Origin of the sequence: Pseudomonas sp. SWRI179 (assembly GCF_014268705.1) — a bacterium.
Classification (GTDB): domain Bacteria; phylum Pseudomonadota; class Gammaproteobacteria; order Pseudomonadales; family Pseudomonadaceae; genus Aquipseudomonas; species Aquipseudomonas zanjanensis.
In genome coordinates, this window is the sequence record NZ_JABWRA010000016.1 from 75,091 (window position 1) to 94,988 (window position 19,898).

Consider the following 19,898-nt stretch of genomic DNA (forward strand, 5'->3'; position numbering starts at 1 on the left):
CCGTTAACGGAGCCCTGTCATGAGTGACGTCACCCTATTGAGCGAAGCCGACTTGCGCAGTTGCGTGGCCCTCGACCTGGCCAGCATCGACGCCATCGAGCAGGCTTTCGTGCTGTTGGCCACCGCCGCCGTGGCGATGCCGCCGATCCTGCGATTGGACATCCCCGAGCACAACGGCGAAGTGGATGTGAAGACCGCTTACCTGCCGGGCCTGGAACGCTTCGCCATCAAGGTCAGCCCGGGTTTTTTCGATAACCCCAAGCTTGGCCTGCCCAGCCTTAACGGCATGATGATGCTGCTCTCGGCACGCACCGGTTTGCTGGAGGCGCTGTTGCTGGACAACGGTTACCTCACCGCCGTGCGCACCGCCGCCGCCGGTGCCGTGGCGGCGCGGTGCCTGTCTCGCGAGGACAGCCGCAGCGTCGCGTTGATCGGTGCCGGCGAACAGGCGGCGTTGCAGCTTCAGGCGCTGCGCCTGGTGCGGCCCATCGACGAGGTGCGGGTCTGGGCGCGGGATGCGCAAAAGGCCAAGGCGTTCAGCCAAGACTTGGCGCGTGACAGCGGACTGGCCGTCACGCCTTGCGCCTCCATTGACGCTGCCCTGGAAGGCGTGGACATCGCCATCACCTGCACCCCCAGTCGCGAGCCGCTGATCCAAGCCCGCCATTTGCACCCTGGCTTGCACATCACGGCGATGGGTTCGGACGCGGAACACAAGAATGAAATTTCCCCGCAAGCCCTGGCGGCCGCCGATTGCTATGTCGCCGATCGCCTGAGCCAGACCCGCGTACTCGGCGAACTGCACCACGCCCTGGCGGCCGGCACCGTACGCGATGACCTGGCGCTTCTGGAATTGGGACGAGTATTGGCAGGGCAGCGGATTGGACGTTCCGATACGGCGCAAGTGACGCTCTGCGACCTCACCGGCACCGGCGCCCAGGACACCGCCATCGCCAACCTGGCGTTCGAGCGGGCGAGGGCGGCGGGCAAGGGCTTTGCGTTCGGTCGCTAGATCATTTTCTTCATGAGTCATTGAACAGAGGGCAGGTGGATGTCAGAGATCGTCGTCAATCTTCCGTTTAAACGGGAGGAATACACCCAGCGCCTGGCGAAGGTTCGCGCGGCCATGCAGGCCCAGGGCCTGGAGCTGCTGCTGGTCACCGATCCGTCGAACATGGCTTGGCTCACCGGCTATGACGGTTGGTCGTTCTATGTGCACCAGTGCGTGCTGCTGGCGCTGGAGGGCGAGCCCGTGTGGTTCGGTCGCGGTCAGGATGCCAACGGTGCCAAGCGCACGGTGTTCATGCAGGCCGACAACATCGTCGGCTACCCGGACATCTACGTGCAGTCCCGCGAGCGCCACCCCATGGACTACCTGTCCCGCGAGGTGATCATCGCCCGTGGCTGGGGGGCGCTGAGCATCGGCGTGGAGATGGACAACTATTACTTCAGCGCCGCCGCGTACCTGTCGCTGCAAAAGCACTTGCCCGACGCGACGCTGGTAGACGCGGTGGGCCTGGTGAACTGGCAGCGAGCGGTCAAGTCGCCCCAGGAAATCGCCTACATGCGCATCGCCGCGCGCATCGTCGAGAACATGCACAGCCGGATCCTCGAACGGATCGAACCGGGCATGCGCAAGAACGAACTGGTGGCCGAGATCTACAGCAGTGGCATTCTCGGTGCGGATGGTCATGGCGGCGACTACCCGGCCATCGTGCCGCTGTTGCCCACCGGCGCCGACGCCAGCGCGCCGCACCTGACCTGGGACGATTCGCCGTTCGAACGGGGCGCCGGGACCTTTTTTGAAATCGCCGGTTGCTACAAGCGTTACCACTGCCCGTTGTCGCGGACCATTTACCTGGGCAAGCCGCCCCGACATTTCCTCGACGGTGAAAAAGCCGTGGTCGAAGGCATCGCCGCCGGCCTGGACGCGGCCAAGCCGGGCAACACCACCGGGGACATCGCCGTGGCGTTTTTCAAGGTGCTGGAGAAGTTCGGCATCCACAAGGACAGCCGTTGCGGCTACCCCATCGGCATCAGTTATCCGCCGGATTGGGGCGAGCGCACCATGAGCCTGCGCCCTGGCGACAACAGCGTGTTGCAACCGGGCATGACCTTCCACTTCATGCCGGGGCTGTGGATGGACGATTGGGGCCTGGAAATCACCGAGAGCATTTTGATCACCGAAACCGGCGTCGAGACGCTGTGCAACGTGCCTCGTCAATTGTTTGTGAAGGATTGAGCCATGCCCGACTTGCCCAACAATCCCATCAGCGCCACGATCGACTTCAGCCGCGAGGGCGTGCAGCACGGCTTTCTCAAGCTGCCGTATTCGCGGGACGATTCGGCCTGGGGGGCGGTGATGATCCCCATCACCGTGATCCAGCGCGGTAGCGGCCCGACGGCGCTGCTCAGCGGTGGCAACCACGGTGATGAATACGAAGGCCCGGTGGCCTTGAGCAAACTGGCCCAGCAGTTGACCGCCGAGGACGTCACCGGGCGAGTGATCATCGTGCCGTTCATGAATACCCCGGCGTTCCATGCCGGGCGCCGGACTTCACCCATCGACAAGGGCAACCTGAACCGCAGTTTTCCCGGCCGGCCGGACGGCTCCGTTACCGAGAAAATCGCCGACTATTTCAATCGCACGTTGTTGCCGTTGGCGGACATTGTCCTGGACATTCACTCCGGTGGCCGGACCCTGGATTTCCTGCCGTTCGCCGCCTGCCACGTCTTGCCGGACAAACAGCAACAGGCCCGCTGCGAGGCCGGGATGCTGGCGTTCAACGCGCCGTATTGCATGCGCATGTTGGAGCTGGACGCCGAGGCGATGTACGACACGGCGGCCGAATCCCAGGGCAAGGTGTTTGTCACTACCGAACTGGGCGGCGGCGGTTCATCAACCGCCCGCAGCGTGGCGATTGCCGAGCGCGGGGTGCGCAACCTGCTGATCCACGCCGGCATCCTGCGGGGCACGATCGAGTTGCAGCCGTCGTTGGTGCTCGACATGCCGGACGCCAGTTGTTTCATCGCCAGCGAACACAACGGTTTGCTGGAAATGTGCCGTGATCTTGGTGACAACGTCACCCAGGGTGAGGTGGTGGCGCGTATCCATGACACCACCCGCAGCGGCGTCGCCCCGGTCCAATACCGCGCCGCCCGCAGCGGCCTCCTGGCGGCCCGGCACTTTCCCGGGCTGGTGCAGTGTGGCGATACCTTGGCGGTGATTGCGGATGTGTTGGCTTGATAACAGCCAGCCACAAATTTCCTGTGTACATATAAAACCTGTGGGAGCGAGCCTGCTCGCGATGGCGGTATAACAGATGATAGAGGTGCTGAATGTAATGGCCTCATCGCGAGCAGGCTCGCTCCCACAGGGATTTACGGTGATTGCAGGTTGGTGATCCGCCACAGATAAATGTGGGAGCGGGCTTGCTCGCGAAGGCGGTGTGACATGCAATGGATATGTTGAGTTTGATGGCCTCTTCGCGAGCAAGCCCGCTCCCACAAAGGCCTGCGTTGAGTCTGAGTTTTTTAACCACCCGGAGCCCGGCCCCATGCACAAACTCGATCGCTACGACCTCAAGATCCTGCAGATCCTCGCCGAGGATGGGCGCATCACCAAGTCGAGCCTGGCCGAGGCCATCAACCTGTCGGTGACGCCGGCCTGGGAGCGGGTGCGCAAGCTGGAAGCGGCGGGCTTGATCATCGGTTACCGGGCGCAGATCGATTGGGGCGGGGTGTTCAAGCGCCAGCAGGTGCTGGTGGAGATCACCCTGGCCCGACACACCGCCCAGGACATGCGCCGTTTCGAGCAACGCATGATCGCCGCGCCCGAAGTGGCGTTCTGTTACGCCACCGGTGGCGGTGTGGATTACCTGGCGATGATCCAGTCCCCAGACGTCGATGCCTACCAGCGTTTCGTCGATCAACTGCTGCTCGAAGATCTCGGCATCGAACGCTACTTCACCTACATCGTCACCAAGACCATCAAGACTGCCGGTGCCTTGCCGGCGGAGTTGGCGTCCTCTTCCTGAGTACCGCAGAAAACACTGTCCAGCAGGTCGTTTCCAGAAAAAAGCCAAGGTCTGACCCCGCGCAAACACCCGAAAGCCCAAGCGCCGCTGCCCTAGCATGGATTCACGCACACGCTCTGGAGTGAACGTCATGCCTTACCAACATCCGCTGCTGTTCAAAGCGCTTTGCTACATTGATGGCCATTGGGTCCACAGCGACAGTGGCCAGAGCATCGCGGTGCACAACCCTGCCACCCGCACGGTTATCGGCCATGTGCCGATGCTCGATCAGCCACAGATCGTCGCGGCGGTGGACGCAGCGCATCGCGCCTTCCCGACGTGGCGCGAGCAGAGCCTGGAGACGCGCGGCGCGATCCTGCGGCGCTGGGCAGCGTTGATCACCGAACACAGCGAAGACCTCGCACACATCCTCAGCCTGGAACAGGGCAAACCGTTGGCCGAGTCCCGTGGCGAAATCGCCTATGCCGCCAGCTTCATCCCTTGGTTCGCCGAGGAAGCCCGGCGCCTTTACGGCCAGAACATCCCCAGCCATATCCCGAATGCGCACCTGGGCACCATCAAGGAGCCGGTGGGCGTCTGCGCGCTGCTCACACCGTGGAATTTCCCTTCGGCGATGATTACCCGCAAGGCAGCCGCGGCCCTGGCTGCCGGCTGCACGGTGGTGATCAAGCCCGCCCACGAAACGCCGTACTCAGCGTTGGCCCTGGCGCAATTGGCCGAGGAAGCGGGCTTTCCCGCCGGGGTCTTCAACGTGGTCTTGGGCGAGCCGCAAATGGCCATGGAAACCCTGGTCAAGGACCGTCGTGTACGCTCGGTGAGTTTCACTGGCTCGACCCGGGTCGGCAAACTGGTGCTGCAAGCGGCGGCCCATGACGTGAAGAAAGTCGCGCTGGAACTGGGCGGCAACGCGCCGTTCATTGTCTGCGCCGATGCCGACCTGACGCTGGCAGTGAAAGTCGCTGTGGAAGCGAAGTTCCAGACCTCGGGCCAGGATTGCTGCGCGGCCAACCGAATCATGGTGCAACGCCCGGTGTACCCAGCGTTCCTCAGTCGTTTCGCCGCAGCGGTGCGTGCCTTGCGCGTCGGGCCGGCCATGGTCGGTCAACAGGAACAGGACGTGGATGTCGGGCCGTTGATGCACCAGGCGGCGTTCGATGCGACCGCTGATCGTGTCGCCGATGCCCTGGCGCTAGGCGCTCAGCGCCTGTTGGGGGGCGAGGCCCACGCCTTGGGCGGGTTGTTCTATCAACCGACCGTGCTGGCCGATGTCACGCCGCAGATGCGCATCTACCGTGAAGAAAACTTCGCGCCCATTGCCGGGGTGATGCCGTTCGACACCCTGGACGAAGCCATCGAAATGGCCAACGACACCGAATACGGACTGGCGGCCTATATTTGTTCGAACCGCCTGGACGTCATCTATCCGCTGATCCGCCGTCTCGACCACGCGATGGTCGCGGTCAACGGCGTCAAGTTCACCGGCCACCCGATCCCCTTCGGTGGCATGAAAGCCTCCGGCCTCGGTCGTGAGGGTGGCAGCGAGGGCTTCGAGCCCTTTGTCGAAACCAAATATTTTTGCCTGCACCATCAAGGCCAGTTCCCAGGAGAGTCCGCATGAGCCAAGAATTCAACACGCTGTTCGAACAAGACCGTGCGCATTTCATGCACCCCTCGACCCACGCCCATGACCACGCCAGCGGCGCGCTCAAGGGCCGGATCATCAAGAGCGCGTCGGGCGTTCGCATTCGCGACCATGAGGGCCGTGAGTTCATCGACGCCTTTGCCGGGCTCTACTGCGTGAACATCGGCTACGGCCGCACGGAGGTGGCTGACGCCATCTATAAGCAGGCCAAGGAGCTGGCCTACTACCACACCTACGTCGGCCACTCGAGCGAGGCGATCATCGAACTGTCCCGTCGCATCATGGACTGGGCGCCGGAAGGGATGAAGAAGGTTTACTACGGATTGTCCGGCTCCGATGCCAACGAGACCCAAGTCAAGTTGGTGCGCTACTACAACAACGTGCTGGGCCGGCCGTTGAAGAAAAAAATCATCTCGCGGGACCGTGGCTACCATGGTTCGGGCATCATGACCGGCAGCCTGACGGGGCTGGCGACCTTCCACCAGCATTTCGACCTGCCGGTGGAAGGGGTCAAGCACACCGTGTGCCCGCACTGGTATCGCAAGGCCCCGGTGGGCATGGACGAAGCGGCATTCGTGCGCTATTGCGCCGATGAGCTGGAGAAGATGATTCTTGCCGAAGGCCCGGACACCGTGGCGGCGTTCATCGGTGAACCGCTGATGGGCACCGGCGGCATCATTGTCCCGCCCGCCGGTTACTGGGATGCGATCCAGGCCGTGTTGAAGAAGTACGACGTGCTGTTGATTGCCGACGAGGTGGTCTGCGCGTTTGGTCGCCTGGGGTCGAAGATGGGTAGCCAGCGCTACGGCATGAAGCCGGACCTGATCACCACCGCCAAGGGGCTGACCAGCGCCTATGCGCCATTGTCGGCGGTGATCATCGGCGAAAAGGTCTGGAGCGTGATTGAAAAGGCCTCCCAGGCCGAAGGCGCCATGGGCCATGGCTGGACCTATTCCGGGCATCCGATCTGCGCAGCGGCGGCGTTGGCCAACCTCGACATCCTCGAACGGGAAAACCTCACGGCCAATGCCGAGGATGTTGGCGGCTACTTGAACCGTCGGTTGCGTGAAACGCTGGAAGGTCATCCGCTGGTGGGGGAGGTTCGCGGCGACGGCATGCTGGCCGCCGTGGAGTTCATGGCCGACCGTGAACAGCGCACGGCGTTCGACCCGGCACTCAAAGTCGGCCCGAAGGTCTCGGCTGCCTGCCTGGAGCGCGGCATGATCGCCCGCGCCATGCCCCACGGCGACATCCTGGGCTTCGCCCCGCCGCTGATCCTGACCCGGGAGGATGCGGACCTGATCGTCGACATCACCAAAGGGGCTATCGACCAGGTGGCAGAAGAGGTGTTGGCTTAACTGAGATGCCTCAGTACACCGATCCCTATGGCGAGGGAGCTTGCTCCCGCTGGGCCGCGAAGCGGCCCCAAAACCAGGCAACTCGGTGTGCCAGGAAAATCGAGTTCGCTGCTATAGGGCTGCTCCGCAGCCCAGCGGGAGCAAGCTCCCTCGCCACGGGGGATCAAATTGAAATAGGGAATTGGAACCAATAAAAAGCCCGCCTGATCATGGGATCGGGCGGGCTTTTGGGTGTCGCTTGGAAATTACTTCTTCAAACCGTAATGCTCATCGAGCATGCCGGGCGAATTCGGGGCCTTTGGCGCGTAGTCCCGTGGCGGTTCCTGGATCCCTTTGGGTGGGGTCAGGCGTTCCCGTGGCGTCTGTGCCGCATCGGCTTGCAGGGCAGCCAGCAGGCGCTGGCGAGTCTGCTCGTCCAAGGCAAGGCGATTGGCCCCCTCGGACAGATGATCCTGGACTTCCTGGTAGCTCTGGGTGAGTTTTTTCACCAGAGAGGCGGTGCTGTTGAAGTGGGTGACCACTTCATTCTGATAACTGTCGAAACGTTCCTGGATGTCGTCCAGCTGACGTTGGGTGCTGTTGGGCACCGCGTTGGGCAGCAGGCGGGCAAGCAGGAATCCAATGGCGACACCGGCAACCAGGGCAAGAGTCGGCAACAACCAAACTAAGAGCGAGTGTTCCACGAGTCCTTCCTCTATAAACGGCTTTGCTTTACGTTAACGGCTCGGACCTGCGCTGTATACCGCGAAGAACATCGCAATCATGCCAGGCACAGACTTTTAGCTAGACGAGTCGACCCCATTCGGGGTCACGGAGTTCTTTCCCTTGCTTATGCGCGAAACCCCTGTAGTCATCGATGGCCCCGTGGGCCAACTGGAAGCCTTGTACCTGGACAACGAGGCCCCCCGTGGCCTGGCGCTGATCTGCCACCCGAACCCGGTGCAGGGCGGGACCATGCTCAACAAAGTGGTCTCGACCCTGCAACGCACCGCCCGGGACGCCGGGCTGGTTACGTTGCGTTTCAATTATCGTGGCGTGGGCGCCAGTGCCGGCACTCATGACATGGGCACTGGTGAAGTGGACGACGCCCAGGCGGTCGCCCAATGGCTGCGGGAAAAATACCCGCAATTGCCCCTGACCCTGTTCGGCTTTTCCTTCGGCGGATTCGTCGCCGCCAGCCTGGGCGGGCGCCTGGAAGCCCAGGGACAACCGGTCAAGCACTTGTTCATGGTGGCCCCGGCGGTGATGCGCCTGGATGAGCAGTCGCCCTTGCCGACCGGTGGCGAATTGACCGTGATCCAGCCGGAAACCGACGAAGTGGTCGATCCGCAGCTGGTCTACGCATGGTCCGACACGCTCCAACGTCCCCATGAGCTGCTGAAAGTGGCAGAATGCGGACACTTTTTTCATGGCAAGCTGACTGATCTCAAGGATCTGATCCTGCCGCGCCTCTCGAATTGACAGCAGTCTGACAAGCGATAACCCATGACGACGCGTACCCGTATCCTGACCGGCATCACCACCACCGGCACCCCACACCTGGGCAACTATGCCGGCGCCATCCGTCCGGCGATCCTCGCCAGCCGCGACAGCAACGCCGATTCGTTCTACTTCCTGGCCGACTACCACGCCCTGATCAAGTGCGATGACCCGCTGCGTATCCAGCGTTCGCGCCTGGAAATCGCCGCTACCTGGCTGGCCGGCGGCCTGGACGTGGACCGCGTGACGTTCTATCGCCAGTCCGACATTCCCGAGATCCCGGAGCTGACCTGGCTGCTGACCTGCGTCGCCGCCAAGGGCCTGCTCAACCGCGCCCACGCCTACAAGGCCTCGGTGGACAAGAACGTCGAGGCCGGCGAAGACCCGGACGCCGGCGTCACCATGGGCCTCTACAGCTACCCGATCCTCATGGCCGCCGACATCCTGATGTTCAACGCCCACAAGGTGCCGGTCGGTCGCGACCAGATCCAGCACGTGGAGATGGCCCGGGACATCGGCCAGCGCTTCAATCATCTGTTCGGCCAAGGCAAGGAGTTCTTCACCATGCCCGAGGCGCTGATTGAAGAAAGCGTCGCCACATTGCCGGGCCTCGATGGCCGCAAGATGTCCAAGAGCTACGACAACACCATTCCGTTGTTCAGCAGCGCCAAGGACATGAAGGACGCGATCTCGCGAATCGTCACCGACTCCCGTGCCCCGGGCGAAGCCAAGGACCCGGACAATTCGCACCTGTTCACCCTGTTCCAGGCTTTCGCCACTGCCGAGCAGTCCGCCGAGTTCCGCAGCGAACTGTTGCAGGGCCTGGGTTGGGGCGAAGCGAAGAACCGCCTGTTCCAGTTGCTCGACAGCGAGCTGGGTGAGGCCCGCGAGCGTTATCACCAGTTCATCGAACGTCCATCGGACCTTGAAGACATCCTGCAACTGGGCGCGAAAAAAGCCCGGGCCGTGGCAACGCCGTTCCTCAATGAACTGCGCGAGGCCGTTGGCTTGCGGTCCTTCGTCAGCCAGGTCCAGGTGGCCACCCAGACCAAAAAGAAAGCGGCCAAGGCGGCACGTTTCGTCAGCTTCCGCGAGGAGGACGGCAGTTTCCGTTTCCGCCTGCTTTCCGCCGAGGGTGAGCAACTGTTGCTCTCGAACAATTTTGCCGACGGCAAGACCGCAGGGCAGGTGACCAAGCAATTGCAGGCCGGCCAACCCCTGGACGTACGCAGCGACGAGCTGAGTTTCAGCGTCTGGCTCGAAGGCGAATGCGTGGCGAATAGCGCAGCGTTCACCGACAGTGCCGCCCGGGACGCGGCCATTGATGCCTTGCGCATTGCCCTGACGCCTGCCCAGGACTGATCCGGCACGTCACCCGACCATCGGCCCGAATAAGGGCCGATTGCCATTCTTCTGGGCCATCGCTACAGTGACGGCCCGTTTTTGTTGCCTTGCTAACGAATATGACGCCCCTAGAACGATATCAAGCTGATCTGAAACGCCCGGAGTTCTTCCACGACGCAGCCCAGGAAACGGCGGTGCGGCATTTGCAGCGCCTGTACGACGACCTGGTCGCGGCCTCGAACAACAAGCCGGGCCTGTTGGGCAAACTGTTCGGCAAAAAAGACCAGGCGCCCGTCAAGGGCCTGTACTTCTGGGGCGGCGTTGGCCGTGGCAAGACCTACCTGGTGGATACCTTCTTCGAAGCGCTGCCGTTCAAGGAAAAGACACGCACGCACTTCCACCGCTTCATGAAGCGCGTGCACGAGGAAATGAAGACCCTGGGTGGCGAAAAGAACCCGCTGACCATCATCGCCAAGCGTTTTTCCGACGAGACCCGGGTGATCTGCTTCGATGAGTTCTTCGTTTCCGACATCACCGACGCGATGATCCTCGGCACCTTGATGGAAGAGCTGTTCAAGAACGGCGTGACCCTGGTCGCCACCTCGAACATCGTGCCGGACGGCCTGTACAAGGACGGTCTGCAACGAGCGCGTTTCCTGCCGGCCATCGCGCTGATCAAGGAACACACCGAAATCGTCAACGTCGACAGCGGCGTCGACTACCGTCTGCGCCACCTCGAACAAGCGGAGCTGTTCCACTTCCCGTTGGATGCGGCCGCCGAAGAAAGCCTGCGCAAGAGCTTCCGCGCCCTGACACCGGAATGCACCCAAGCGGTCGAAAACGACGAGCTGATCATCGAAAATCGCAAGATCCGCGCCATTCGCACCTGCGACGACGTCGCCTGGTTCGACTTCCGCGAACTGTGCGATGGCCCGCGTAGCCAGAACGATTACATCGAACTGGGCAAGATCTTTCACGCCGTGTTGCTCAGCGGCGTCGAGCAGATGAGCGTCACCACCGACGACATCGCCCGTCGCTTCATCAACATGGTCGACGAGTTCTACGACCGTAACGTGAAGCTGATCATTTCGGCTGAAGTCGAACTCAAGGACCTCTACACCGGCGGTCGCCTGACCTTCGAATTCCAGCGGACCCTGAGTCGCTTGCTGGAGATGCAGTCCCACGAATTCCTGGCGCGGGCGCATAAGCCTTAAGGCATCGGAAAACAAAAAAGGCCTGCGATTGCAGGCCTTTTTTGTACGCGTGAGTTGAGCAGTTCACTGCATAACCCTGTGGGAGCGGGCTTGCTCGCGAAAGCGGCGGGTCAGCTTGCATCTATGCTGAACATGCCGCCCCCTTCGCGAGCAAGCCCGCTCCCACACTGGATCGTATTCAGTTTCGGTTCACGCCGCCTGCTGAAACTGCTGCCGATACTGGTTCGGCGACAGGTCGGTGTGTTGCCGGAACAGTCGTGCGAAAAAGCTCGCGTCGTCGTAGCCGACTTCGTAGCTGATGGTCTTGATGCTCTTGCGGCTGCCGGAGAGCAGGCCCTTGGCGGTTTCGATCCGCAGCCGTTGCAGGTAATGCAGCGGTTTGTCGCCCGTGGCGGTCTGGAAGCGGCGCATGAAATTGCGGATGCTCATGCCATGCTCCCGGGCAACGTCCTCGAAGCGGAATTTATCGGCGAAGTGCTCTTCGAGCCATTGCTGGATCTGCAGGATGATCACGTCCTGGTGCAGTTTCTGCCCGCCGAAGCCGATCCGTCCTGGCGAATAGCTGCGTTGCACTTCATACAGGATGTCCCGCGCCACGGCCTGGGCCACGTTGGCGCCGCAGAAGCGTTCGATCAGGTAGATGTAAAGGTCGCAGGCTGAGGTCGTGCCGCCAGCACAGAACAGGTTGTCGGCGTCGGTCAGGTGCTTGTCCTGGTTCAGGTGCACCTGGGGGAAGCGCTCCTTGAAGGCATTGAAGAAGCGCCAGTAAGTGGTGGCTTCCTTGCCGTCGAGTAGCCCGGCCTCGGCCAGCCAGAACACCCCGGTGGCTTCGCCGCAGAGTACTGCGCCGCGAGCGTGTTGTTCGCGCAGCCAAGGCAAGACCTGGGGATAACGTTGGCAGAGGCCGGCGAAATCATCCCAGAAGGCCGGCAGGATGATGACGTCAGTATTTTCCAGGCCACCGTCCACCGGCATGATCACATCGCTGAAACTGTTCACCGGTTTGCCATCGGGGCTGACCAGCCGGGTTTCAAACGCCGGCGTCAGGCCGTGGCCCAGTTGTTTGCCATAGCGCAGGCTGGCCAGGTGGAAAAAATCCTTGGCTTGCATGAGGGTAGAGGCGAAGACCCGGTCGACTGCCAGGATGCTGACGCGCCGCAAGGGCGTGGAGGCGTGCATAGACATAATTCATCTTTATTTTTATAGGGGAAAGTGGTCAACAGACGGCTGGATCGTCTTATTTTTTGTCGGATGTGTCCAGTGTCCTGTCGTACATCGCAGGCTTAGGCTTTGTCGGATAACCACGCCCAACAATAACCAAAGGTGCGCCATGATCCCAAGAACCCTGTTCAGTCCCGAGCACGAATTGTTTCGCGACAGCGTACGAACCTTCCTCGAAAAAGAAGCCGTGCCGTACCACAGTCAGTGGGAAAAACAGGGGCATGTCGACCGTCAACTCTGGAACAAGGCGGGGGAGGCGGGCATGTTGTGCTCGCACCTGCCAGAGGCCTATGGCGGCCTCGACGCGGATTTCCTCTACAGCACCGTGGTGATCGAGGAGATCGGTCGCCTGGGGCTGACGGGGATCGGCTTCTCGCTGCATTCCGACATCGTCGCGCCGTACATCCTGCACTACGGCAGCGAAGCGTTGAAACACAAGTACCTGCCGAAACTGGTGTCTGGCGAAATGGTCACGGCCATCGCCATGACCGAGCCGGGCGCCGGTTCCGACCTGCAAGGGGTGAAGACCACGGCGGTGCTCGACGGGGATGAATACGTCATCAACGGCTCGAAGACCTTCATCACCAATGGTTTCCTGGCGGACCTGGTGATTGTGGTCGCCAAGACCGACCCCAAGGCCGGCGCCAAGGGCACCAGCCTGTTCCTGGTGGAGGCGGGCACCCCGGGCTTTGAAAAAGGCAAGCGCCTGGAGAAAGTCGGCATGAAGGCCCAGGACACGTCGGAATTGTTCTTCCAGGATGTCCGCGTGCCGAAGGAAAACCTGCTTGGGCAGGCCGGAATGGGCTTTGCCTACCTGATGCAAGAGCTGCCCCAGGAACGCCTGACCGTCGCCATCGGTGGCCTGGCTTCGGCCGAAGCGGCGTTGCAATGGACCTTGGACTACACCCGGGATCGCAAGGCGTTCGGCAAATCCATCGCCGACTTCCAGAACACCCGTTTCAAGCTCGCGGAAATGGCCACCGAAATCCAGATTGGCCGGGTCTTCGTCGACCGCTGCCTGGAGTTGCACCTGCAAGGCAAGCTGGACGTGCCGACGGCGGCGATGGCCAAGTACTGGGGCACCGACCTGCAATGCAAGGTGCTCGACGAGTGCGTGCAGTTGCATGGTGGCTACGGCTTCATGTGGGAGTACCCGATTGCCCGGGCGTGGGCGGATGCGCGGGTGCAGCGGATCTATGCCGGGACCAATGAAATCATGAAGGAGATCATTGCGCGGTCGCTTTGATCATGGGGTGAATTCAAGATTGCTTTCGCGAGCAAGCCCGCTCCCACATAGAATTTGTGTCGATCACAAATCCTATGTGGGAGCGGGCTTGCTCGCGAAGGCTTTTTACTTGGCGATCAGGGCGCCGGGTTCGGCTGATCCTTGTGAATCGCCTCGATCCCCGCCAGCACTTCATCCGACAGCTTCAGATCGAAGCTGGCGATGTTGCTGTCCAGCTGCTCCAGCGTGGTGGCGCCAATGATGTTGCTGGTCACGAACGGCTGCTGGGTGACGAACGCCAGGGCCATCTGCGCCGGGTCCAGGCTATGTTCACGGGCCAGGGCGACATAACGGCTGCAGGCGGCCTCCGATTGCGGGTTGAAGTAACGCATGAAGCGGCTGTAAAGGGTCAGGCGGCCCTTGGCGGGCCGTGCGCCGTTTTCGTATTTGCCCGACAGGAAGCCGAACGCCAGTGGCGAATAAGCCAGCAGGCCGCATTGTTCGCGAATGGCGATTTCCGACAGGCCGATCTCGAAGCTGCGGTTGAGCAGGTTGTACGGGTTCTGGATCGACACCGCCCGCGGCCAGCCACGGGCCTCGGCCAGGGCGAGGAATTTCATGGTGCCCCAAGGCGTTTCGTTGGACAGGCCGATGTGGCGGATCTTGCCGGCGCGGACCTGCTCGTCCAGGGCTTCGAGGGTTTCCTCCAGCGGGGTGAACGTTTCGTCGGCCTTGTGCTGGTAGCCCAGTTGACCAAAGAAATTGGTGCTGCGCTCGGGCCAATGCAGCTGGTAGAGATCGATCCAGTCGGTCTGCAGGCGCTTGAGGCTGGCGTCCACCGCTTCGACGATGTGGCGGCGATTGTGCTTGAGGTTCTTGTCGCGGATGTAGTCGATGGTGTTGCCGGGGCCGGCGATCTTGCTCGCCAGGATCCAGTCGGCACGGTCGCCACGGCTCTTGAAGTAATTGCCGATGTAGCGCTCGGTGGTGGCGTAGGTCTCGGCCTTGGGGGGTACCGGGTACATCTCGGCGGTGTCGATGAAATTGATGCCGGCACCCTTGGCGCGTTCGATCTGGGCGAAGGCCTCTGCCTCGCTGTTCTGCTCACCCCAGGTCATGGTGCCGAGGCACAGGGCGCTGACATTCAGATCGGTACGGCCTAGCTGGCGATAGTCCATCGGGAACTCCTTGGGCAAAACAATCATAAAAGCAGGTTGAAATATTTTTCGCAATCTGCATAATTGCGCACCTCTTTCTGCAGTGGAAGTGATGCGCCGCCGCCGAAGAATCTTGCCGTTGAACGGACGCGCCGACCCGAGCCCCCGAAAGCGTCTGTATCCGGCTGCCTTTGACTTGTCAAAGTACGCACTATTCAGTAAGATCCGCCGTCTAATTTACAGGGCGGCCCCTGAGGCTATAAAGAATGAAAACTTTTACTGCTAAACCGGAAACAGTAAAGCGCGACTGGTTTGTCGTCGACGCTGCTGGTCAGACCCTGGGTCGTCTGGCCACCGAAATCGCGAGCCGTCTGCGTGGCAAGCACAAGCCTGAGTACACCCCTCACGTTGACACCGGTGACTACATCGTCGTGATCAACGCTGAGCAAGTACGTGTTACTGGCGCTAAAACCACTGACAAAATGTACTACTCCCACTCCGGTTTTCCTGGCGGCATCAAGTCGATCAACTTCGAAAAGCTGATCGCCAAAGCCCCTGAGCGCGTGATCGAGACCGCGGTTAAAGGCATGCTGCCTAAGAACCCACTGGGTCGCGACATGTATCGTAAGCTGAAGGTTTATGCGGGCGCTGCTCACCCTCATACTGCTCAGCAGCCCCAAGAACTGAAGTTTTAACGGAATAGTTCATTATGTCGGCGACTCAAAATTACGGCACTGGCCGTCGCAAGACTGCAACCGCACGCGTTTTCCTGCGTCCGGGCACTGGTAACATCTCCATCAACAACCGCTCCCTGGATAACTTCTTCGGCCGCGAAACTGCCCGCATGGTAGTTCGTCAGCCGCTGGAACTGACCGAGACCGTCGAAAAATTCGACATCTACGTCACTGTTATCGGTGGTGGTGTAAGTGGTCAAGCTGGCGCAATCCGCCACGGCATCACTCGCGCCCTGATGGATTACGACGAGACTCTGCGTGGTGCTCTGCGCAAAGCCGGCTTCGTAACTCGCGATGCTCGCGAAGTTGAACGTAAGAAAGTCGGTCTGCGTAAAGCGCGTAAGCGTCCGCAGTACTCGAAGCGTTAATTTCGCTTCCGCTTTCAAAAGGCGCCCAGTTCCTCACGGAGCTGGGCGTTTTTTTATGGGCAAAAGAATTGCTCTGTGACAACTTGCCACATTCGTAGAGCCCCTATACTACAAGGCTTGGCGGTTTGGCCGCTTGGTAATTACCTTGTCAGAATTGGGGCTTTTCATTACCATTCGGCAAAATTTTTATAAGTTCAGATTTTTACTTAGTAGACGCCTGATCTAACAGGCCACAAAGCTGATGGGAGAGGACTGAATGAGCAATGACGGCGTGAATGCAGGCCGGCGTCGCTTCCTGGTAGCAGCCACATCCGTGGTGGGTGCTGCAGGAGCGGTGGGGGCTGCGGTCCCGTTCGTGGGGTCATGGTTTCCCAGCGCCAAGGCGAAAGCCGCAGGTGCACCGGTGAAAGTGAATGTCAGCAAGATCGAGCCAGGCCAGCAGATGATTGCTGAGTGGCGCGGCCAGCCGGTATTCATCGTCCGCCGTACAGAGGAAATCCTGGGGAATCTGAAAAAGATCGAGGGTCAGTTGTCCGACCCGTCCTCCAAGAACTCGGTCCAACCGGAATACGTCAACCCTGAAACGCGTTCGATCAAGCCAGAGGTTCTGCTGCTGATCGGTATCTGCACGCACCTGGGTTGCTCGCCAACGTTCCGTCCTGAAGTGGCCCCTGCCGATCTCGGCAAGGACTGGGTCGGTGGCTATTTCTGCCCTTGCCACGGCTCCCACTACGACCTGGCCGGTCGCGTCTACAAATCGCAGCCTGCACCTCTGAACCTGCCAGTTCCCCCGCATTCCTATGAAACCGATGACATCATTGTCGTTGGCGTCGATACGGAGAAAGCGTGATGAGCAAACTTATGGATTGGGTTGATGCGCGCTTTCCCGCGACCAAAATGTGGGAAGACCATCTCAGCAAGTACTACGCCCCGAAGAACTTCAACTTCTTCTACTTCTTTGGCTCCCTGGCGCTGCTCGTTCTGGTCAACCAGATCGTCACCGGTGTCTGGCTGACCATGAGCTACACCCCGTCGGCGGAAGAAGCGTTCGCCTCCGTCGAATACATCATGCGCGACGTCGAGTACGGCTCGATCCTGCGTCTGCTGCACTCCACCGGCGCTTCGGCGTTCTTCATCGTGGTCTACCTGCACATGTTCCGTGGCTTGCTCTACGGTTCGTACCAGAAGCCTCGTGAGCTGGTGTGGGTCTTCGGCATGCTGATCTACCTGGCGCTGATGGCCGAGGCCTTCATGGGCTACCTGCTGCCGTGGGGCCAGATGTCCTACTGGGGTGCCCAGGTGATCATCTCGCTGTTCGGTGCGATCCCGGTCATCGGCGACGACCTGACCCAATGGATTCGTGGTGACTACCTGATCTCGGGTATCACCTTGAACCGCTTTTTCGCCTTGCATGTCGTGGCCCTGCCGATCGTGATCCTCGGCCTGGTGGTGCTGCACATCCTCGCGCTGCACGAAGTCGGTTCGAACAACCCGGATGGCGTGGATATCAAGAAGCACAAGGACGAGAACGGCGTACCGCTGGATGGCATCGCCTTCCACCCGTACTACACCGTGAAAGACATCGTCGGCGTGGTGGTCTTCCTGTTCATCTTCTGCTCCATCGTATTCTTCTTCCCGGAAATGGGCGGTTACTTCCTCGAGAAGCCGAACTTCGAGCAGGCGAACGCGTTCAAGACCCCTGAGCACATTGCCCCGGTCTGGTACTTCACGCCGTTCTACGCGATTCTGCGGGCGATCCCGGACAAGCTGCTGGGTGTTATCGCCATGGGCGCGGCCATCGCCGTGCTGTTCGTCCTGCCGTGGCTGGACCGCAGTCCCGTCAAGTCGATGCGCTACAAAGGCTGGCTGAGCAAGATCTGGCTCGTGGTGTTCTGCGTCTCGTTCGTGATCCTGGGCGTGCTGGGCGTACTGGCACCGACACCGGGCCGGACGCTGCTGTCGCAGGTCTGCACCTTCCTGTATTTCGCCTACTTCATTTTGATGCCGTTCTACACCAGGCTCGAGAAGACCAAACCGGTTCCGGAAAGGGTGACTGGCTGATGAAAAAGCTATTTGCTGTACTGATTCTTGCTGCTATGCCTGTACTGTCCTTCGCGGCTGAACACGGTGGCCCGGAGCTCGAAAAAGTCGACATCGACGTTTCCGACAAAGCGGCCATGCAGGACGGCGCCCGTACGTTCGCCAACTACTGCATGGGTTGCCACAGTGCCAAGTTCCAGCGCTACGAGCGTGTTGCCGATGACCTGGGCATCCCTCATGAGCTGATGCTCGAGAAGCTGGTGTTCACCGGTGCCAAGCTGGGTGACCACATGAACATCGGCATGCAGCCGGCGGACGCCAAGACCTGGTTCGGCGCCGCGCCGCCGGACCTGACGCTGGTTGCCCGTGTGCGTGGCACCGACTGGCTTTACGGCTACCTGCGCTCGTTCTACGAAGATCCTTCGCGTCCATGGGGCGTGAACAACAAGGTCTTCCCGAACGTCGGCATGCCTAACGTTCTGGTCGGCCTCCAAGGTCGCCAGGTGGTAGGCTGCAAACAGGTCCAGATCGTTGAAGACGGTAAAAAGCAATTCGATCCGCTGACCGGCTCCGCGTTGACTCACGAAGCTTGCGACCAACTGACCGTATTGCCGAATACCGGCAGCCTGACCCCGGAGCAGTTTGACGAGAAGGTCAAGAACCTGGTGACCTTCCTGGCCTACTCGGCCAACCCGGTGAAGCTGGAACATCAGCGCATCGGTACCTATGTATTGCTGTACCTGGCGTTCTTCTTCGTATTCGCTTACCTGCTCAAGCGTGAATACTGGAAAGACGTGCATTGATAAAGCTGTAAGCCATTGCTGTTAATCGTGCGCGCCCAAGGGCGTCTCTGAAAATGTAACGAGCCTGGCCAGCCAGGTGTTACGGGAGGCGCCCTCTGGGCGCGCTCGCTTTTCCGTTTTTCGATAATTTCAACAAGCGAGGAGGATCGCCATGGGCGTGACCAATCGGTTGGCCTGTTACTCCGACCCCGCCGACCACTATTCCCACCGGGTACGCATCGTACTGGCAGAGAAGGGTGTCAGCGCCGAGATCATTTACGTCGAAGCGGGCCGTCAGCCGCCGAAGCTGATCGAGGTGAACCCTTACGGCAGCCTGCCCACCTTGGTCGATCGTGACCTGGCGTTGTGGGAGTCGACTGTGGTGATGGAATATTTGGATGAGCGTTATCCGCATCCACCTTTACTGCCGGTTTATCCTGTCGCGCGTGCCAACAGCCGTTTGCTGATCCATCGCATCCAGCGTGACTGGTGCGGGTTGGTGGACTTGATCCTGGATTCCCGGACCAAGGAGCCGGCGCGGGTCGTGGCGCGCAAGGAATTGCGTGAAAGCCTGACAGGCGTATCGCCGCTGTTCGTCGACAAGCCGTTTTTCCTCAGTGAGGAACAAAGTCTGGTGGATTGCTGCCTATTGCCCATACTCTGGCGTTTGCCGATTCTGGGTATCGAACTGCCGCGGCCTGCCAAGCCGCTGCTTGATTATATGGAGCGCCAATTTGCGCGTGAGGCATTCCAGGCGAGTCTGTCTGGTGTCGAACGCGACATGCGCTAAGGCTTAGGGAGCCGCTATGAACTCCAGTCGACCTTATCTGGTCCGCGCGCTCTATGAGTGGATTGTGGACAACGATTGCACCCCGCACATGCTGGTCAATGCCGAGTTTCCGTCGGTGCAGGTGCCGCAGGGTTTTGCCAATGACGGGCAGATTGTCCTGAACGTGTCGCCAGCCGCCGTGCGTCATTTGCACATGGATAACGACGCTGTCAGTTTCGAAGGGCGCTTCGGTGGTGTGCCGCATACCCTGTACGTGCCTGTTGCTGCGATCCTGGGCATTTATGCCCGGGAGAATGGCCAGGGCATGGTGTTCGAGCTGGAAGCGCCGCTGGACGGTGAGGAAGAGTTCGAGCCGGATGATGATTTGCCGCCACCGGATGACGAGCCGCCGCGTCCTAGCGGGCGGCCGAGTTTGAAAGTGGTGAAGTAGGTTGTAGATAAGTGCCAGTCACTGATCGTGTGAAAGTCTGCAGCTTGGTTAAGAAAATGCCTGTGTCGTGAGATGCG

The 19,898-nt window shown here is 60.6% G+C and carries 20 protein-coding genes; 17 read left to right on the forward strand and 3 right to left on the reverse strand.

The window, feature by feature from the left end; translation table 11 throughout:
• Positions 1 to 19 precede the first annotated feature (19 nt).
• The 6 genes from HU767_RS11505 (at position 20) to HU767_RS11530 (ending at position 7,037) form a co-directional block, all read left to right on the forward strand.
• Entirely contained in the window at positions 20 to 1,012 is a 993-nt protein-coding gene (locus HU767_RS11505; protein ID WP_186729571.1) for a cyclodeaminase, read from the forward strand.
• 39 nt (positions 1,013 to 1,051) lie between these two features.
• Positions 1,052 to 2,242, forward strand: a complete 1,191-nt coding sequence (doeA, locus tag HU767_RS11510) for an ectoine hydrolase DoeA (protein ID WP_186705110.1) — start codon at positions 1,052 to 1,054, stop codon at positions 2,240 to 2,242.
• A gap of 3 nt (positions 2,243 to 2,245) precedes the next feature.
• Positions 2,246 to 3,247: a N(2)-acetyl-L-2,4-diaminobutanoate deacetylase DoeB gene (gene doeB, locus HU767_RS11515; protein ID WP_186729572.1), complete on the forward strand. Its 1,002-nt coding sequence runs from the start codon at positions 2,246 to 2,248 to the stop codon at positions 3,245 to 3,247.
• Between the two features lie 310 nt (positions 3,248 to 3,557).
• Complete coding sequence (locus tag HU767_RS11520; RefSeq protein ID WP_186729573.1) at positions 3,558 to 4,037, forward strand: Lrp/AsnC family transcriptional regulator; 480 nt, start codon at positions 3,558 to 3,560, stop codon at positions 4,035 to 4,037.
• A gap of 130 nt (positions 4,038 to 4,167) precedes the next feature.
• Entirely contained in the window at positions 4,168 to 5,655 is a 1,488-nt protein-coding gene (locus HU767_RS11525; protein WP_186729574.1) for an NAD-dependent succinate-semialdehyde dehydrogenase, read from the forward strand.
• A complete protein-coding gene (locus HU767_RS11530; protein ID WP_186729575.1) occupies positions 5,652 to 7,037 on the forward strand; it encodes an aspartate aminotransferase family protein in 1,386 nt (461 codons plus the stop codon). The genes HU767_RS11525 and HU767_RS11530 overlap by 4 nt, the downstream gene beginning before the upstream one ends.
• A gap of 245 nt (positions 7,038 to 7,282) precedes the next feature.
• On the opposite strand, the gene HU767_RS11535 is transcribed toward HU767_RS11530, so the two are convergent.
• Positions 7,283 to 7,720, reverse strand: a complete 438-nt coding sequence (locus tag HU767_RS11535) for a DUF1043 family protein (RefSeq protein WP_181287677.1) — start codon at positions 7,718 to 7,720, stop codon at positions 7,283 to 7,285.
• A 148-nt stretch (positions 7,721 to 7,868) separates the two neighbouring features.
• Between HU767_RS11535 and HU767_RS11540 the strand changes: the two genes are divergently transcribed.
• The 3 genes from HU767_RS11540 (at position 7,869) to zapE (ending at position 11,074) form a co-directional block, all read left to right on the forward strand.
• Positions 7,869 to 8,498: an alpha/beta fold hydrolase gene (locus tag HU767_RS11540; RefSeq protein ID WP_053124997.1), complete on the forward strand. Its 630-nt coding sequence runs from the start codon at positions 7,869 to 7,871 to the stop codon at positions 8,496 to 8,498.
• Between the two features lie 24 nt (positions 8,499 to 8,522).
• Complete coding sequence (locus tag HU767_RS11545; protein WP_186729576.1) at positions 8,523 to 9,878, forward strand: tryptophan--tRNA ligase; 1,356 nt, start codon at positions 8,523 to 8,525, stop codon at positions 9,876 to 9,878.
• A gap of 101 nt (positions 9,879 to 9,979) precedes the next feature.
• Positions 9,980 to 11,074 (forward strand): cell division protein ZapE, encoded by a 1,095-nt coding sequence (gene zapE, locus HU767_RS11550; protein ID WP_186705116.1) that lies wholly within the window; start codon positions 9,980 to 9,982, stop codon positions 11,072 to 11,074.
• Between the two features lie 189 nt (positions 11,075 to 11,263).
• Here zapE and HU767_RS11555 read toward each other — a convergent pair whose 3' ends face one another.
• Positions 11,264 to 12,160, reverse strand: a complete 897-nt coding sequence (locus tag HU767_RS11555) for a GlxA family transcriptional regulator (RefSeq protein WP_186705196.1) — start codon at positions 12,158 to 12,160, stop codon at positions 11,264 to 11,266.
• 244 nt (positions 12,161 to 12,404) lie between these two features.
• Between HU767_RS11555 and HU767_RS11560 the strand changes: the two genes are divergently transcribed.
• On the forward strand, positions 12,405 to 13,541 hold the full coding sequence (locus HU767_RS11560) for an acyl-CoA dehydrogenase family protein (protein ID WP_186729577.1): 1,137 nt from the start codon (positions 12,405 to 12,407) through the stop codon (positions 13,539 to 13,541).
• A 116-nt stretch (positions 13,542 to 13,657) separates the two neighbouring features.
• On the opposite strand, the gene HU767_RS11565 is transcribed toward HU767_RS11560, so the two are convergent.
• The gene (locus tag HU767_RS11565; RefSeq protein ID WP_186729578.1) at positions 13,658 to 14,698 is read right to left on the reverse strand and encodes an NADP(H)-dependent aldo-keto reductase; all 1,041 of its coding nucleotides are present in this window, start codon (positions 14,696 to 14,698) and stop codon (positions 13,658 to 13,660) included.
• A 245-nt stretch (positions 14,699 to 14,943) separates the two neighbouring features.
• Between HU767_RS11565 and rplM the strand changes: the two genes are divergently transcribed.
• The 7 genes from rplM to HU767_RS11600 all read left to right on the forward strand — a co-directional run bounded on the left by rplM (position 14,944) and on the right by HU767_RS11600 (position 19,821).
• On the forward strand, positions 14,944 to 15,372 hold the full coding sequence (rplM, locus tag HU767_RS11570) for a 50S ribosomal protein L13 (RefSeq protein WP_003205365.1): 429 nt from the start codon (positions 14,944 to 14,946) through the stop codon (positions 15,370 to 15,372).
• 14 nt (positions 15,373 to 15,386) lie between these two features.
• Positions 15,387 to 15,779, forward strand: a complete 393-nt coding sequence (gene rpsI / locus HU767_RS11575) for a 30S ribosomal protein S9 (protein ID WP_003205364.1) — start codon at positions 15,387 to 15,389, stop codon at positions 15,777 to 15,779.
• A 256-nt stretch (positions 15,780 to 16,035) separates the two neighbouring features.
• The gene (petA, locus tag HU767_RS11580; RefSeq protein ID WP_039591565.1) at positions 16,036 to 16,629 is read left to right on the forward strand and encodes a ubiquinol-cytochrome c reductase iron-sulfur subunit; all 594 of its coding nucleotides are present in this window, start codon (positions 16,036 to 16,038) and stop codon (positions 16,627 to 16,629) included.
• Positions 16,629 to 17,840 carry a cytochrome bc complex cytochrome b subunit gene (locus tag HU767_RS11585; RefSeq protein WP_186705118.1) on the forward strand — a complete coding sequence of 404 codons (1,212 nt, stop codon included), beginning with the start codon at positions 16,629 to 16,631 and terminating at the stop codon, positions 17,838 to 17,840. Before petA ends, HU767_RS11585 begins: the two co-directional genes overlap by 1 nt.
• Positions 17,840 to 18,622 (forward strand): cytochrome c1, encoded by a 783-nt coding sequence (locus tag HU767_RS11590; RefSeq protein ID WP_186729579.1) that lies wholly within the window; start codon positions 17,840 to 17,842, stop codon positions 18,620 to 18,622. The genes HU767_RS11585 and HU767_RS11590 overlap by 1 nt, the downstream gene beginning before the upstream one ends.
• 151 nt (positions 18,623 to 18,773) lie before the next feature.
• On the forward strand, positions 18,774 to 19,391 hold the full coding sequence (locus HU767_RS11595; RefSeq protein ID WP_003178195.1) for a glutathione S-transferase N-terminal domain-containing protein: 618 nt from the start codon (positions 18,774 to 18,776) through the stop codon (positions 19,389 to 19,391).
• 16 nt (positions 19,392 to 19,407) lie between these two features.
• Positions 19,408 to 19,821: a ClpXP protease specificity-enhancing factor gene (locus tag HU767_RS11600; protein ID WP_053124982.1), complete on the forward strand. Its 414-nt coding sequence runs from the start codon at positions 19,408 to 19,410 to the stop codon at positions 19,819 to 19,821.
• The last annotated feature ends 77 nt before the right edge of the window (positions 19,822 to 19,898 follow it).

Excerpts from the sequence above, each read along its gene's own strand:
- HU767_RS11505 (WP_186729571.1), top strand. The coding sequence starts at position 20 with ATGAGTGACGTCACCCTATTGAGCGAAGCCGACTTGCGCAGTTGCGTG.
- doeA (WP_186705110.1), top strand. The coding sequence starts at position 1,052 with ATGTCAGAGATCGTCGTCAATCTTCCGTTTAAACGGGAGGAATACACC.
- doeB (WP_186729572.1), top strand. The coding sequence starts at position 2,246 with ATGCCCGACTTGCCCAACAATCCCATCAGCGCCACGATCGACTTCAGC.
- HU767_RS11520 (WP_186729573.1), top strand. The coding sequence starts at position 3,558 with ATGCACAAACTCGATCGCTACGACCTCAAGATCCTGCAGATCCTCGCC.
- HU767_RS11525 (WP_186729574.1), top strand. The coding sequence starts at position 4,168 with ATGCCTTACCAACATCCGCTGCTGTTCAAAGCGCTTTGCTACATTGAT.
- HU767_RS11530 (WP_186729575.1), top strand. The coding sequence starts at position 5,652 with ATGAGCCAAGAATTCAACACGCTGTTCGAACAAGACCGTGCGCATTTC.
- HU767_RS11540 (WP_053124997.1), top strand. The coding sequence starts at position 7,869 with ATGCGCGAAACCCCTGTAGTCATCGATGGCCCCGTGGGCCAACTGGAA.
- HU767_RS11545 (WP_186729576.1), top strand. The coding sequence starts at position 8,523 with ATGACGACGCGTACCCGTATCCTGACCGGCATCACCACCACCGGCACC.
- zapE (WP_186705116.1), top strand. The coding sequence starts at position 9,980 with ATGACGCCCCTAGAACGATATCAAGCTGATCTGAAACGCCCGGAGTTC.
- HU767_RS11560 (WP_186729577.1), top strand. The coding sequence starts at position 12,405 with ATGATCCCAAGAACCCTGTTCAGTCCCGAGCACGAATTGTTTCGCGAC.
- HU767_RS11565 (WP_186729578.1), bottom strand. The coding sequence starts at position 14,698 with ATGGACTATCGCCAGCTAGGCCGTACCGATCTGAATGTCAGCGCCCTG.
- rplM (WP_003205365.1), top strand. The coding sequence starts at position 14,944 with ATGAAAACTTTTACTGCTAAACCGGAAACAGTAAAGCGCGACTGGTTT.
- rpsI (WP_003205364.1), top strand. The coding sequence starts at position 15,387 with ATGTCGGCGACTCAAAATTACGGCACTGGCCGTCGCAAGACTGCAACC.
- petA (WP_039591565.1), top strand. The coding sequence starts at position 16,036 with ATGAGCAATGACGGCGTGAATGCAGGCCGGCGTCGCTTCCTGGTAGCA.
- HU767_RS11585 (WP_186705118.1), top strand. The coding sequence starts at position 16,629 with ATGAGCAAACTTATGGATTGGGTTGATGCGCGCTTTCCCGCGACCAAA.
- HU767_RS11590 (WP_186729579.1), top strand. The coding sequence starts at position 17,840 with ATGAAAAAGCTATTTGCTGTACTGATTCTTGCTGCTATGCCTGTACTG.
- HU767_RS11595 (WP_003178195.1), top strand. The coding sequence starts at position 18,774 with ATGGGCGTGACCAATCGGTTGGCCTGTTACTCCGACCCCGCCGACCAC.
- HU767_RS11600 (WP_053124982.1), top strand. The coding sequence starts at position 19,408 with ATGAACTCCAGTCGACCTTATCTGGTCCGCGCGCTCTATGAGTGGATT.